The organism is Streptomyces sp. NPDC093111 (genome assembly GCF_040683955.1).
In the GTDB taxonomy this organism is placed as follows: domain Bacteria; phylum Actinomycetota; class Actinomycetes; order Streptomycetales; family Streptomycetaceae; genus Streptomyces.
Map to the genome: position 1 here is coordinate 57,839 of NZ_JBFBNW010000003.1, position 13,304 is coordinate 71,142.

A 13,304-nucleotide genomic window follows, 5' to 3' on the forward strand; every position below is an offset into this window, starting at 1 on the left:
GAGTCGCATGCGTCCCGGTACGGCGGGGCTTACCCCGGGTCGCACCCTGACCGCATGGTGGACAGGCGTGCCGTCCGGGAGGGATCCGGGGCGGAACCGGAGGCGGAAACGGAATGCCGGGACCCCGGTTGGGGACACCACACAGCCCGACCCAGTTCATCTTCCGTTCACCCAGGTTGCGTACGTTCGACGAGCCACTGACGTCAAACGATTGCCTGGGTAAATGGAACACATCACGCTGCTGCTCGCGATTGTGGTCGTGACAGCTCTCGTGTTCGATTTCACGAACGGTTTCCACGACACCGCCAACGCGATGGCGACGACCATCTCGACCGGTGCTCTCAAGCCCAAGACGGCGGTGGCCATGTCCGCCGTGCTGAACCTCGTCGGCGCGTTCCTGTCCGTGGAGGTCGCCAAGACGATCTCCGGCGGGATCATCAACGAAGAGGGCATTCGTACAGAAGTGATCTTCGCGGCGCTCGTCGGCGCCATCCTGTGGAACCTGCTGACCTGGCTGCTCGGTCTGCCGTCCAGCTCCTCCCACGCCCTGTTCGGCGGCCTGATCGGCGCCGCCGTGATGTCGGCGGGCTGGGGCGCGGTCAACGGCCCGACCATCGTCACCAAGGTCCTGATCCCCGCCGTCGCCGCGCCGATCGTCGCCGGTCTGGCCGCGATGGTCGCCACCCGCCTGACGTACCGCCTCGGCGCGAAGTCGAACACCGGGACGAAGGCCACCGCCAAGGGCTACCGGGCCGGCCAGATCGCCTCCGCCGGTCTCGTCTCGCTCGCCCACGGCACCAACGACGCCCAGAAGACGATGGGCATCATCACCCTCGCCCTGGTCACCGGCGGCGTCCTCGCCCCCGGCTCCAACCCCCCGATGTGGGTCATCGTCGCCGCGGGCATCGCGATCGCGCTCGGCACCTACCTCGGCGGCTGGCGCATCATCCGCACCATGGGCAAGGGCCTCACCGACCTCCAGCCGCAGCAGGGCTTCGCCGCCCAGACCAGCGCCGCCACGGTCATCCTGGCCTCCTCGCACCTGGGCTTCTCGCTCTCCACCACCCAGTCCTGCTCGGGTGCCGTGATGGGCGCCGGCCTCGGCCGCAAGGGCGGTGTCGTCCGCTGGTCGACCGCCACCCGGATGTTCGTCGCCTGGGGTCTGACCCTGCCCGCCGCGGCCCTGGTCGGCGCCGGCGCCGAGTTCCTCACCAAGCAGGGCCCCTGGGGCATCGGCGCCGTCGCGGTCCTCCTGGTCGCCGGCTCCGGGGTCATCTGGTCGCTCTCCCGCCGCAAGCCGGTCGACCACAACAACGTCACGGCCGACGACCTCGACGCCCCCGCCGAGCCCGCGGGCGTCGTGACCACCGCCATCGCGGCCGTCACCCCGCCGCCGGCGGCCGGCTCCGTCGCCGCCGTCACGGACACGGGCCTGAAGACCACCATCCCCACCCCGGGCCCCACGGACCCGGCCGCTCCCCCGGCCCCCGCCGCCGCGGTCTAAGGAACTGGAACCAAGCATGAAGATCGACTGGGCAGCCCTCGGCTCCGTCTTCGGAGTCAGCCTCGTGGCGACCGTCGCCCTGGTGGGCCTCTTCACCCTCGGTGTCATGGGCCTCTCCAAGCAGGAGGAGGCGGCCGCGAACGGCGGCTCCGCCGGCCTGGCCCGCACGGGCGCCTACGCCTGCTTCGCCCTGTGCGCGGCAGCCGTGGCCTACGGCATCTACCTGATCGTCATCTGACGCGCTCCACCGCGCGTCGTCCGAGGCGACGAGCACGAGGGCCGGGCGGTCCGCACCATCGGGTGCGGGCCGCCCGGCCCTCGTGTCTGTGGCGCTCCGCACAGTGACCCGACGCAGGTCAAGGGTGAGTTGACGGCTGTTCGCGCAGCGTGGTGGACTGCCGGGGCCATTACGGCGGCAGTAGAGGAAGTCCGGTGCGAATCCGGCGCGGTCCCGCCACTGTGACCGGCCCCCCGGGGCCGGGAGTCAGGAACTCTCGCCGCCGGTCACGTCGATCCAGGGCGCGGACCCTGAGTGAGGACAGAGCGCCATGCCCGGCCGCGGCCTCAGCCTTCCCGGTACCACCGGCGCCTCCGGCGTCACCCGTGCCACCACCGTCTTCGCGTACGGAGCGGCCGCCGGCCTCGCCGTCGACCTGCTCGCGGGCGACCCCCGCCGCGGCCATCCCGTCGCCGCCTTCGGCCGGGCCGCCGGCGCCGTCGAGAAGCGCCTGCTGCGCGACCACCGCGGCTGGGGCGCCCTGCACACCGCCGTCTGCGCCGGCTCCACCGTGGCCCTCGGCGCGCTGGCCGCCCGTACGGTACGGGGCAGCCGCACCGCCACCGTCGCCCTGACCGCCGCCTCCGTGTGGGCCGTCGTCGGCGGCACGACCCTGGGCCGCGAGGCCCGTGCGATCGGCGGGGCGCTCGCGGCCGGGGACCTGGAGGTCGCCCGGGAGCGCCTGCCGCACCTGTGCGGACGCGACCCGCACTCCCTGGACGGTCCCGCGATGGCCCGCGCGGTCGTCGAGTCGGTCGCCGAGAACACCTCCGACGCCGTCGTGGGCGCCCTGTTCTGGGGCGCCGTCGCGGGCGTGCCCGGCCTGGTCGGCTTCCGGGCGGTCAACACCCTGGACGCGATGGTCGGCCACAAGTCGCCGACGTACCGGCGCTTCGGCTGGGCCTCGGCCCGGCTCGACGACCTCGCCGGCTGGCCCGGCGCCCGGCTCACCGCCGTCCTCGCCACCGTCGCCGGCGGGAACCCGGGCGGCGCCGCCCGGGCCTGGCGCGCCGACGCGGCCCAGCACCCCAGCCCCAACGCGGGCCCCGTGGAGGCGTCCTTCGCGGGCGCGCTCGGCGTACGGCTCGGCGGGACGCTGGCGTACGGCGGGCGGATCGAGCACCGGCCCGTCCTCAACGGGGCGGGGCGGCCCGTCGAGGTCGCCGACATCGACCGGGCGGTACGCCTGTCCCGCCGGGTCACCGGACTGACCCTGGCCGCCTGCGTCGGCGGCCGGATGATCGCGAGCGCGCTGAAGCGGAGGAACGCATGAGGGGTGGGGGGCTGCTGGTCGCCGGCACCACGTCCGACGCGGGCAAGAGCGTCGTCACGGCCGGCATCTGCCGCTGGCTGGTCCGGCAGGGGATCAAGGTCGCGCCGTTCAAGGGGCAGAACATGTCCCTGAACTCCTTCGTGACCCGGGAGGGCGCCGAGATCGGCCGCGCCCAGGCCATGCAGGCGCAGGCCGCCCGCGTCGAGCCCACCGCGCTGATGAACCCGGTGCTCCTGAAGCCCGGCTCCGACCGCTCCAGCCAGGTCGTCCTCATGGGGAAGCCGGTCGGCGAGATGAGCGCCCGCGGCTACCACGGCGGACGGCAGGCGACGCTCTTCGAGCCCGTGATGGCGTGCCTGGAGGAACTGCGGGGCACGTATGACGCCGTGATCTGCGAGGGGGCGGGCAGCCCGGCCGAGATCAACCTGCGGCGCACGGACATCGTGAACATGGGCATCGCGCGGGCCGCGCGGCTGCCCGTCGTGGTCGTCGGCGACATCGACCGGGGCGGGGTGTTCGCCCAGTTCTTCGGGACGACGGCCCTGCTCGCCCCCGAGGACCAGGCGCTCGTCGCCGGGTACCTGGTGAACAAGTTCCGCGGCGACGTGACGCTCCTGGAGCCCGGCCTCGACATGCTCCACGGCCTCACCGGGCGCCGCACCCTCGGTGTCCTGCCGTACGCGCACGGGCTCGGCATCGACGAGGAGGACGGGCTGCGGGTGTCGCTGCGCGGCACCGTCCGCGAGTCCGTGGTGGCGCCGCCGGTCGGCGCCGACGTGCTGCGGGTCGCCGTCTGCGCCGTCCCCCTGATGTCCAACTTCACCGACGTGGACGCGCTGGCCGCCGAGCCGGGCGTGGTGGTCCGGTTCGTGGACCGGCCCGAGGAGCTCGTCGACGCGGACCTGGTGGTCGTCCCCGGCACCCGCGGCACCGTGAAGGCCCTCGCCTGGCTGCGGGAACGCGGCCTGGCCGACGCGCTGGCCCGGCGCGCCGCCGAGGGACGTCCGGTGCTCGGCGTCTGCGGCGGCTTCCAGGCGCTCGGCGAACGGATCGAGGACGAGGTCGAGTCGCGGGCCGGCGTGGTCGACGGGCTCGGGCTGCTGCCCGTACGGATCCGCTTCGGGGTCGAGAAGACCCTGGCCCGGCCGGTCGGCGAGGCGCTCGGCGAGCGCGTCGAGGGGTACGAGATCCACCACGGCGTCGCCACCGTCGAGGGCGGCGAGCCCTTCCTCGACGGCTGCCGGGTCGGCGCGGTCTGGGGCACCCACTGGCACGGCTCGCTGGAGAGCGACGGCTTCCGCCGCGCCTTCCTGCGCGAGGTCGCCGCCGCGGCCGGCCGCCGCTTCGTCCCGGCCCCGGACACCTCGTTCGGCGCGCTCCGCGAGGAGCAGCTGGACCGGCTGGGCGACCTGATCGAGGAGCACGCCGACACGGACGCGCTGCTGCGGCTCATCGAGGAGGGCGCCCCGACGGGACTGCCGTTCGTGCCGCCGGGGGCGCCGTGAACGCCGCGCCCGCACCGTCTTTCCCGCCCGCCCCGACCCGCGTACGACTCGAAGGAGTGATCACCCGATGAGCACCCGCTATCCGTTCACCGCCGTCGTCGGCATGGACGATCTGCGGCTCGCGCTGCTGCTGAACTCGGTCAGCCCGGCGGTGGGTGGCGTCCTCGTGCGCGGCGAGAAGGGCACCGCGAAGTCCACCGCCGTGCGGGCACTCGCCGAGCTGCTGCCGTCGGTGGCCGTCGTCGCGGACTGCCGCTTCAGCTGTGACCCGGCCGCACCCGACCCGGGCTGCCCGGACGGGCCGCACGGCGCCGGGGCGGCCGACGCGCGGCCCGCGCGGATGGTCGAGCTGCCGGTCGGCGCGTCCGAGGACCGGCTCGTCGGCGCCCTCGACATCGAGCGGGCGCTCGCCGAGGGCGTGAAGGCCTTCGAGCCCGGACTGCTCGCCGCCGCGCATCGAGGGATCCTCTACGTCGACGAGGTCAACCTCCTGCACGACCACTTGATCGACCTCCTGCTCGACGCCGCCGCCATGGGGCAGTCGCACGTCGAGCGCGAAGGCGTCTCCGTACGGCACGCCGCGCGGTTCCTGCTGGTCGGCACCATGAACCCCGAAGAGGGCGAACTGCGGCCGCAGTTGCTCGACCGGTTCGGGCTGACCGTGGAGGTCGCCGCCTCCCGGGTTCCCGAGCAGCGGGTCGAGGTGGTCCGGCGGCGGCTCGCCTTCGAGGACGACCCGGCCGCGTTCGCCGCCCGCTGGGCCGGCGAGGAGGCGGCGCTGCGCGAACGGATCGTCGCCGCGCGGGAGTTGCTGCCGAAGGTGGCGCTCGGTGACGCGGTGCTCCTCCAGATCGCCGCGACCTGCGCCGCGTTCGAGGTGGACGGCATGCGCGCCGACATCGTGATGGCCCGGACCGCGACCGCGCTCGCCGCGTGGGCGGGGCGGACCGAGGTCACGTCGGAGGACGTGCGACAGGCCGCGCTGCTGGCCCTTCCGCACCGGCGGCGGCGCGCGCCCTTCGACGCCCCCGGGCTCGACGAGGACAAGCTGGACGAGACGCTGGAGCAGTTCAAGGGCGAGGACGAGCCGGACCCCGACCCGGAGCCCGACGGCCCGGACGGTCCGGGCGACGGCGGTCCCGGCGGAGGCGGTGGCGGAGGCGGGATCCCGCCGCAGGGCGACGGGCCCGCGCCCGAGAACGACGGCGCCGCGCCCGAGGAGGCCCCGGCCCCCGAGGAGTCCCCCGCCCCTGCCCCCTCCCCCGCGCCGCAGAACAGCGGCTCCGGCTCCGGCTCCGGCTCGGGTGAGCGCGCCGCCGTCCGGGCCGCCGAGCCGTTCCGTACGAAGATGCTGAGCGTGCCCGGCCTCGGCGAGGGCGCCGCCGGGCGCCGCTCCCGGGCCCGCACCGAGCACGGCCGCACCACCGGCGCCACCCGCCCCCGGGGCGCGCTGACCAAGCTGCACCTGGCCGCCACCGTGCACGCCGCCGCCCCGCACCAGAAGGCGCGCGGGCGCAGCGGCCCCGGTCTGGTGGTGCGCCGGGACGACCTGCGGCAGGCGACCCGCGAGGGCCGGGAGGGCAACCTGGTGCTGTTCGCCGTGGACGCCTCCGGTTCGATGGCGGCCCGGCAGCGGATGGGCGCGGTGAAGGGCGCCGTGCTGTCGCTGCTGCTCGACGCCTACCAGCGGCGCGACAAGGTCGGTCTGATCACCTTCCGGGGCCGGGACGCGGAGCTCGCGCTGCCGCCGACCTCGTCGGTGGACGCGGCCGCCACCCGGCTCGAACAGCTCCCGACGGGCGGCCGTACGCCGCTGTCGGCCGGGCTGCTCAAGGCGCACGACGTGCTGCGGATCGAGCGCCTGAGGGACCCCTCGCGCCGCCCGCTGCTCGTGGTCGTCACCGACGGCCGCGCGACCGGCGGCGGCGCCGATCCGCTGGCGCTGGCCGCCCGCGCCGCGCGGCTGCACGCCGCCGACGGCACGGCGAGCGTCGTCGTGGACTGCGAGACGGGACCGGTGCGGCTGGGCCTCGCCGGGAACCTCGCCCGTGAACTCGGCGGCACCGCCGTCACCCTGGACGAGCTGCGCGCGGACGCGATCGCGGGTCTCGTCAGGGACGTGAGGGACGTACAGGACAACCGCTCTGCCAGGAGGGCCGCCTGATGCCACAGGGACAGCCGACCGTCGTTCCCGACGACGGTCTCACCACCCGCCAACGCCGCAACCGCGCACTCGTGATGGTGCACACGGGCGTCGGCAAGGGGAAGTCGACCGCCGCGTTCGGCATGGCGCTGCGCGCCTGGAACCAGGGGTGGCCGATCGGGGTGTTCCAGTTCGTCAAGTCCGCCAAGTGGAAGGTCGGCGAGGAGAACGCCCTCAAGGCGCTCGGTGAGACCGGCAAGGGCGGCACGGTCACCTGGAACAAGATGGGCGAGGGCTGGTCCTGGATCCAGCGCGAGGTCGCCGAGGGCGAGCAGTCGCACGAGGAGAAGGCCCGGGAGGGCTGGGAGCAGGTCAAGCGGGACCTCGCCGAGGAGAAGTACCGGTTCTACGTCCTCGACGAGTTCGCGTACCTGCTGCACTGGGGCTGGATCGACGTCAAGGAGGTCGTCGAGGTGCTGCGGGACCGTCCCGGTCAGCAGCACGTCGTCATCACCGGCCGCAACGCCCCGCAGGAGCTCGTGGACTTCGCGGACCTCGTGACCGACATGTCGAAGGTGAAGCACCCGATGGACGCGGGTCAGAAGGGCCAGCGGGGCATCGAGTGGTAGCACGTCTCGTCATCGCCGCGCCCTCCTCGGGCGCGGGCAAGACCACGGTCGCGACCGGCCTGATGGCCGCGTTCGCCGGCCGTGGTCTCGCGGTCTCCCCGCACAAGGTCGGACCGGACTACATCGACCCGGGCTACCACGCGCTGGCCACCGGCCGCCCGGGGCGCAACCTCGACGCGTACATGTGCGGTACGGAGCTGATCGCGCCGCTCTTCGCGCACGGCGCGCGGGGCTGCGACCTGGCGGTCGTCGAGGGCGTGATGGGGCTGTACGACGGTGCCGCCGGGCAGGGCGAGCTGGCCTCCACCGCGCAGGTGGCGAAGCTGCTGCGGGCGCCGGTGGTGCTCGTCGTGGACGCCTCCTCGCAGTCCCGGTCGGTGGCCGCGCTGGTGCACGGCTTCGCGTCCTGGGACCCGCGGGTGCGGCTGGGCGGCGTGATCCTCAACAAGGTCGCGACCGACCGGCACGAGCTGCTGCTGCGGGAGGCGCTGGAGGAGTCGGGCGTACCGGTGCTCGGGGTGCTGCGGCGGGCGCCCGCCGTGGCGACGCCCTCGCGGCACCTGGGTCTGGTGCCGGTCGCCGAGCGGCAGGCCGCGGCCGTGGAGGCGGTGGCGGCGCAGGCGGAGCAGGTGCGGGCCGGGTGCGACCTGGAGGCCCTGCTCGCGCTGGCGCGGAGCGCGCCGGAGCTGCACGACGCGCCGTGGGTGCCCGAGCCGGTCGACCGGCCGGAGGCCGGCGGTTCGGCCGCGCGCCCGGTCGTCGCCGTCGCCGGTGGCGCGGCCTTCACCTTCTCGTACGCCGAGCACGCCGAGCTCCTGACGGCCGCCGGGGCCGAGGTGGTCACCTTCGACCCGCTGCGGGACGAGGCGCTGCCCGAGGGGACGCGCGGGCTCGTCATAGGGGGCGGGTTCCCCGAGATGTACGGCGAGCAGCTGTCGGCGAACGAGCCGTTGCGGAAGGCCGTCGCCGAGCTCGCCGCCTCGGGTGCGCCGGTCGCGGCGGAGTGCGCCGGGCTGCTGTACCTGGCGCGGTCGCTGGACGGGCGGCCGATGTGCGGGGTGCTCGACGCCGACGCGCGCATGTCGGAGCGGCTGACGCTGGGGTACCGGGACGCGGTCGCCGTGAGCGACAGCGTGTTGGCGGCGGCGGGGACCCGGATGCGGGGGCACGAGTTCCACCGCACGGTGATCGAGCCGGGTGCCGGGGCGCTCGCGGCCTGGGGGCTGCGGCAGCCGGAGCGCCGGGTGGAGGGCTTCGTGCAGGGCGGGGTGCACGCGAGCTATGTGCACACGCACTGGGCGGGGGCCCCGGGCGCGGCCGCGCGTTTCGTGGAGCACTGCGCGTGAGCTCAGCCGCCGGACAGGCCCACCACGAGCCAGATGAAGGCCACGCCGGCCACCGTGCACAGCAGGGTGGTGAGGGCGGGGTGGTCGTGGTGGGCCTCGGGCAGGATCTCGGCGGCGGCGAGGTAGAGCAGGGCGCCGCCGAAGAAGCCGAGATAGCTGCCGAGCAGTTCCTCCGGAAGGGTGAACAGCAGGGTGGAGGCGGCGCCGACGAGCGGGGCGACCGCGTCGGCGACGAGCATGGCGACGGCCTTGCGGCGGGCGTTCCCGTACAGGCTGGTGATCGTGTACGTGTTGAAGCCGTCGGCGAAGTCGTGGGTGATGACGGCGAGCGCGACGGTCGCGCCCATGCCGCCGCCGACCTGGAAGGCGGCGCCGAGGGCGATGCCGTCCATGAGGCTGTGTCCGACCATCGCGGCGGCGGCCGTGAGTCCGACCTGCGGGGTCCGCTCCCCCGGCTCGGCGCCGTGCGCGGCGCTGCGGACCGCGAGGAGACGTTCCATCACGTGGGCGAGGAGGAAGCCGCCGACGAAGAGCAGCAGGGCCTGGGGGACGCCGAAGACCTTCTGGCCGGCGGCGTCCATGGCCTCGGGGAGCAGGTCGAGTCCGACGACGCCGAGCATGAGGCCGCCGGCGAGGCCGAGGACGAGGTGGCGCCGGTCGGTGACGCGCTGGGCGGTCCATCCGCCGAACAGCGTCATCAGGAACGCGCCGAGCGCGACGACTACAGCCATGGGCCTTTGCTATCCGATGGCGGCGCGTCCGCGCACCTCGAAGCGGGGGTCCGGGTCGTGGTGGGGGTCGGGGCCCGGTCCGGGGCCGGGGCGGCGGAGGTGCTGGGGCTGATCGGGTCGGCGCTGCGCGAGGCGGGGCTCGACGGCGGTGCCGTGGGCGCGCTCGCGACGCTGGAGGCGCGGGCCGTGGAGCCGGGGGTCGTGGGGGCGGCGGCGCGGCTGGGGGTGCCGGTGCGGGCGTTCCGGAGCGAGGAGCTGGCCGGGGTGCCCGTACCGCATCCTTCGGGGCGGGCGCTGGCCGCGACGGGGACGGCGTCCGTGGCGGAGGCGGCGGCGCTGCGGGCGGCGGGGCCGGGGGCGGTGCTGGTGGTGCCGAAGCGGCGGACGCGGAGCGTGACGTGCGCGGTCGCGCGTTCCGTCGCGGGGTGGCCGGATGAGGTGGGTCCGCCGAACGAAGATGCCTTAGCCGTACGGTTGTTGGGTCGGGGCCACGGGTACATCGCAGGCGAGCCCGGCTCATCCCCCACAGGCAGCATCCCCACGCGCACCATCCCCACCCCCACCCCCCACACGACGGCGGCCATGGACATCCACACTCATGCTGATGCACACGATCTACGTCACCACGGCGACGCAGAGGTCCGGGACGAGAAGCTGATCGACCTCGCGGTCAACGTCCGGACGAACACGCCGCCGGAGTGGCTGCGGGAGCGGATCGCGGGCTCCCTGACCGGTCTGGCCGCCTACCCCGACGGGCGGGTGGCGCGGGCGGCGGTGGCCGAGCGGCACGATCTGCCGGCCCGGCGGGTGCTGCTGACGGCGGGCGCGGCGGAGGCGTTCGTGCTTCTGGCGCGGGCGCTGCCGGCGCGGCGGCCGGTCGTGGTGCATCCGCAGTTCACCGAGCCGGAGGCGGCGCTGCGGGACGCCGGGCACGAGGTGGCGCGGGTGCTGCTGCGCGAGGAGGACGGTTTTCGGCTGGATCCGGCGGCGGTGCCGGAGGAGGCCGATCTGGTGGTGATCGGCAATCCGACCAACCCGACGTCGGTGCTGCATCCGGCGGAGGCGATCGCGGCGCTGGCCCGGCCCGGGCGGACGCTGGTGGTCGACGAGGCGTTCATGGACGCGGTGCCGGGCGAGCGGGAGTCGCTGGCCGGGCGGACGGACGTGCCGGGTCTGGTGGTGCTGCGGAGCCTGACGAAGACCTGGGGTCTGGCGGGGCTGCGGATCGGCTATGTGCTGGCGGAGCCGGAGACGATCGCCGCGCTGGAGCGCGTGCAGCCGCTGTGGCCGGTGTCGACGCCGGCGCTGGTGGCGGCGGAGGCGTGCATGGCGCGGGCCGCGCTCGCGGAGGCGGAGGAGGCGGCTCACCGGATCGGCCGGGAGCGGGCGCATCTGCTGGCGGGGCTCGCTGAGTTCGACGAGGTGCGGGTGGTCGAGGCGGCGGAGGGCCCGTTCGTGCTGGTGCGGATCGAGGGCGCGGACGCGGTGCGGGAACGGCTGCGGGGGCTCGGGTTCGCGGCGCGGCGCGGGGACACCTTCCCGGGGCTCGACCGGAACTGGCTGCGGCTCGCGGTGCGGGACCGGGCGACGACGAACCGCTTCCTCCAGGCCCTGGACCAGGCGCTGTTGATGCTGGGCTGAGCGGCGGGACCCTCGCCGGGGGCGGTGCCGCACCTGCGGCACCGCCCCCGGCGTCCCCTTGGCCCCCTCGGGCCGGACCCCCTCGGGCGGTCGGGCGCGGGGCGGTCAGCCGCGGGCGCGGGCGCGTCCGCGGGCGAGCAGCATCGAGCCGCCGCCCACGCCGAGGAGCAGGAGGGCGCCGCCGGCCAGGTACGGCGTCATGGAGCTGCCTCCGGTCTCGGCGAGGTTCTCGGTGGGGGTGGTGCCGCCGTTGTTCGTCTTCACGCCGGTGTCGTGGCTGGGCGGGGTGGAGGGCTGCTGCGAGGGCTGCTCGGACGGCTGCTGCGAGGGCTGCTCGCTCGGGCGCTCGGTGGGCCGCTCGGTCGGCTTGCTCCCGGCCGGGGTGGCGCAGGTGGCCTCGGCGAGGGTGATCGTGCCGCCGACCTCGGCGACGTTGAGGTTGAGCGGGTTGACCGTGACCTTCAGCTCCAGGGCGGTGGCGGCGGCGGTGCGGGAGGTGGTGGAGGTGCGGGAGAGGTCGAGGACGACCTCGCCGACGCCGGGCACGCTCACCTTCGTCCGGCCACCGGTCGACAGGGTGGTCTTCTTGCCGAGGACGGTGATGTGGCCGAGCAGGTTGGACTCGGCGACCGGGCGCTTGCCGGCCTCGCAGACGGCCTTGGAGGTGACCTTCTCGACCTCGACGAGGGAGAGCAGCGGGAGTCCGGGGACGTGGACCCGCGCCTTGACGAGGTTGACGTAGCCCTTCGCGGTGTTCCCCCGGACGGTCGCCTCGGAGGTGGCGACATCGGCGCGCAGGACGTCGACCGGCTTGTTGTTCTCCGCGCCCTTCACCTGCACGGTGAGGGCGGTCCGCCGGGCGCTGGCCGGGGCCTCGACCTCGTTGAGGGAGGCGCGCAGCGGCACGCTCACGGCCTTGTTGAGCAGGTTCACGTCGAGTCCGGCGCGCAGGACGACGGCGGTGGCGTGCCCCTCGGCGCCCTCGCCGCCCGTGGCGTGGGCCGCCGGGGCCACGAGGAGCACGGGCCCGACCGCGAGTGCGGCGACGGTGGCGGCTGCGGCGGAACGGCGTACGGGCATGCGGAAGGTGTTGCTGTTCAAGACGGTGGAACCCCCACGAGAGACATGGCGTCGCCGGCCGCTCGCCACGGGGACTGTGGGTCGGTGCGGCAGCGGCGACTCGAGACACCGGAATCTTTACGCACTGTGGGTGAACTGGCAGACACCTGGAGTGAGTTCACTCCAAAGGGTGGTTTCCGTGCCCATATTCGAATCTTTCGACACAGGCGTTCCCGCGGGCCCCGCGCGTCGCGGTGTGCGCGGGGCGCGGGGGCGCGTGCGGCGCGTCGACGTGAGGTGCTTCAACGATCCGTACCGAGCGGAGGTAACGGATCGTCAACCGGCCGCGAGCTCCCCGGTCCGCTCCCGCTGGGGCCGCCAGTAGCCGAGCGCGTGCACCCGCTCCTTGGGCAGGCCGAGCTCCTTGCGCGCCCAGGAGGCAAGGGTGCGGGTGGTCGCGGTGTCGCAGGCGATCCAGACGTACGGGTCGGGGGCGCCGGCCGCGAGCGCGGGCAGCTCCTCGCGGACCCGGGCGACCAGGGCGGCCCCGGCGTCCTCGCGCGGCACCCGGCGGAGCTCGTGCCGGTCGGGGTCGAGGCGCATCGGGAGCGCCTCGTCGGAGGCGTGGGTGGTCTCGAACCAGAGGGTGGCGGGGGTGCCGGGGAAGGCGTCGAGGAGGGAGTTCACGGCGGGCAGCGAGGCGGCGTCGCCGATCAGGAGGAGGCGGCCGGGGGCCGGTTCGGGCGCGGTGAAGCCGGTGCCCTGGAGGGTGGCCTCGACGGTGTCGCCGGGGGCGCAGGTCCGGGCCCACTGACTGGCGACGCCGTCGTGGAGGGCGAACTCCAGGCTGAAGGTGCCCGCTTCGGGGTCCGGGTCGACGAGGGTGTAGGCGCGCTGGTGGGGTTTGCCCGCCCGCTCGAACCAGAGCCGCACCCACATGGTGGGGTGCGCCCCCGCGGCGGCGAGCAGTCCGCCGTCGGTGAAGCGCACCCGGCGGTAGTGCTCGGTCACCTGCTCGGCGCCGGTCACCGTGAACGTGAAGTCCCTGCCCCGGAACAGCTTGAGGACGACGCCCTCCCAGCCGTGGCCCGTGCGACCCACTCCGACCCCTCCCCTGTCGACCGAGCGGCTTCGTGAGCCTCGCGGCCCCGTCGGTCCCGCCGGTCCTGTAGATTAATTTAGGTCAGCCTAACCTA

General features: G+C 74.7%; 11 protein-coding genes and 1 riboswitch. Of the genes, 8 read left to right on the forward strand and 3 right to left on the reverse strand.

Annotated elements, in window-relative coordinates; all coding sequences use genetic code 11:
- The first annotated feature begins 223 nt into the window (after nt 1-223).
- The 7 genes from AB0Q96_RS05085 (at nt 224) to AB0Q96_RS05115 (ending at nt 8,677) form a co-directional block, all read left to right on the forward strand.
- On the forward strand, nt 224-1,504 hold the full coding sequence (locus AB0Q96_RS05085; protein ID WP_365321801.1) for an inorganic phosphate transporter: 1,281 nt from the start codon (nt 224-226) through the stop codon (nt 1,502-1,504).
- 16 nt (nt 1,505-1,520) lie between these two features.
- Complete coding sequence (locus AB0Q96_RS05090; protein ID WP_365321803.1) at nt 1,521-1,742, forward strand: hypothetical protein; 222 nt, start codon at nt 1,521-1,523, stop codon at nt 1,740-1,742.
- 144 nt (nt 1,743-1,886) lie between these two features.
- Nucleotides 1,887-2,018, forward strand: a riboswitch (cobalamin riboswitch).
- A 34-nt stretch (nt 2,019-2,052) separates the two neighbouring features.
- Nucleotides 2,053-3,054, forward strand: coding sequence for a cobalamin biosynthesis protein (locus tag AB0Q96_RS05095; RefSeq protein ID WP_365321805.1), 1,002 nt, complete (start codon nt 2,053-2,055; stop codon nt 3,052-3,054).
- Complete coding sequence (locus AB0Q96_RS05100; protein ID WP_365321807.1) at nt 3,051-4,559, forward strand: cobyric acid synthase; 1,509 nt, start codon at nt 3,051-3,053, stop codon at nt 4,557-4,559. The genes AB0Q96_RS05095 and AB0Q96_RS05100 overlap by 4 nt, the downstream gene beginning before the upstream one ends.
- Nucleotides 4,560-4,626: 67 nt before the next feature.
- The gene (locus AB0Q96_RS05105; protein ID WP_365321808.1) at nt 4,627-6,723 is read left to right on the forward strand and encodes a putative cobaltochelatase; all 2,097 of its coding nucleotides are present in this window, start codon (nt 4,627-4,629) and stop codon (nt 6,721-6,723) included.
- Entirely contained in the window at nt 6,723-7,331 is a 609-nt protein-coding gene (gene cobO, locus AB0Q96_RS05110; protein WP_365321810.1) for a cob(I)yrinic acid a,c-diamide adenosyltransferase, read from the forward strand. The genes AB0Q96_RS05105 and cobO overlap by 1 nt, the downstream gene beginning before the upstream one ends.
- Nucleotides 7,325-8,677, forward strand: a complete 1,353-nt coding sequence (locus AB0Q96_RS05115; RefSeq protein ID WP_365321812.1) for a cobyrinate a,c-diamide synthase — start codon at nt 7,325-7,327, stop codon at nt 8,675-8,677. Before cobO ends, AB0Q96_RS05115 begins: the two co-directional genes overlap by 7 nt.
- 2 nt (nt 8,678-8,679) lie before the next feature.
- Here the strand turns inward: AB0Q96_RS05115 and AB0Q96_RS05120 are convergent, their stop codons facing one another.
- Nucleotides 8,680-9,408 (reverse strand): ZIP family metal transporter, encoded by a 729-nt coding sequence (locus AB0Q96_RS05120; RefSeq protein WP_365321813.1) that lies wholly within the window; start codon nt 9,406-9,408, stop codon nt 8,680-8,682.
- A 57-nt stretch (nt 9,409-9,465) separates the two neighbouring features.
- Between AB0Q96_RS05120 and cobC the strand changes: the two genes are divergently transcribed.
- Entirely contained in the window at nt 9,466-11,049 is a 1,584-nt protein-coding gene (gene cobC / locus AB0Q96_RS05125; RefSeq protein WP_365321814.1) for an Rv2231c family pyridoxal phosphate-dependent protein CobC, read from the forward strand.
- A 105-nt stretch (nt 11,050-11,154) separates the two neighbouring features.
- Here the strand turns inward: cobC and AB0Q96_RS05130 are convergent, their stop codons facing one another.
- A complete protein-coding gene (locus tag AB0Q96_RS05130; RefSeq protein ID WP_365321816.1) occupies nt 11,155-12,150 on the reverse strand; it encodes an SCO1860 family LAETG-anchored protein in 996 nt (331 codons plus the stop codon).
- Nucleotides 12,151-12,444: 294 nt separating this feature from the next.
- Nucleotides 12,445-13,209 (reverse strand): siderophore-interacting protein, encoded by a 765-nt coding sequence (locus AB0Q96_RS05135; RefSeq protein ID WP_365321818.1) that lies wholly within the window; start codon nt 13,207-13,209, stop codon nt 12,445-12,447.
- Nucleotides 13,210-13,304: the final 95 nt, after the last annotated feature.

What these genes read in the sequence shown, in the direction of transcription:
- cobO (WP_365321810.1), top strand. Translation starts at nt 6,723, where the DNA reads ATGCCACAGGGACAGCCGACCGTCGTTCCCGACGACGGTCTCACCACC.
- AB0Q96_RS05085 (WP_365321801.1), top strand. Translation starts at nt 224, where the DNA reads ATGGAACACATCACGCTGCTGCTCGCGATTGTGGTCGTGACAGCTCTC.
- AB0Q96_RS05105 (WP_365321808.1), top strand. Translation starts at nt 4,627, where the DNA reads ATGAGCACCCGCTATCCGTTCACCGCCGTCGTCGGCATGGACGATCTG.
- AB0Q96_RS05100 (WP_365321807.1), top strand. Translation starts at nt 3,051, where the DNA reads ATGAGGGGTGGGGGGCTGCTGGTCGCCGGCACCACGTCCGACGCGGGC.
- AB0Q96_RS05120 (WP_365321813.1), bottom strand. Translation starts at nt 9,408, where the DNA reads ATGGCTGTAGTCGTCGCGCTCGGCGCGTTCCTGATGACGCTGTTCGGC.
- AB0Q96_RS05090 (WP_365321803.1), top strand. Translation starts at nt 1,521, where the DNA reads ATGAAGATCGACTGGGCAGCCCTCGGCTCCGTCTTCGGAGTCAGCCTC.
- AB0Q96_RS05095 (WP_365321805.1), top strand. Translation starts at nt 2,053, where the DNA reads ATGCCCGGCCGCGGCCTCAGCCTTCCCGGTACCACCGGCGCCTCCGGC.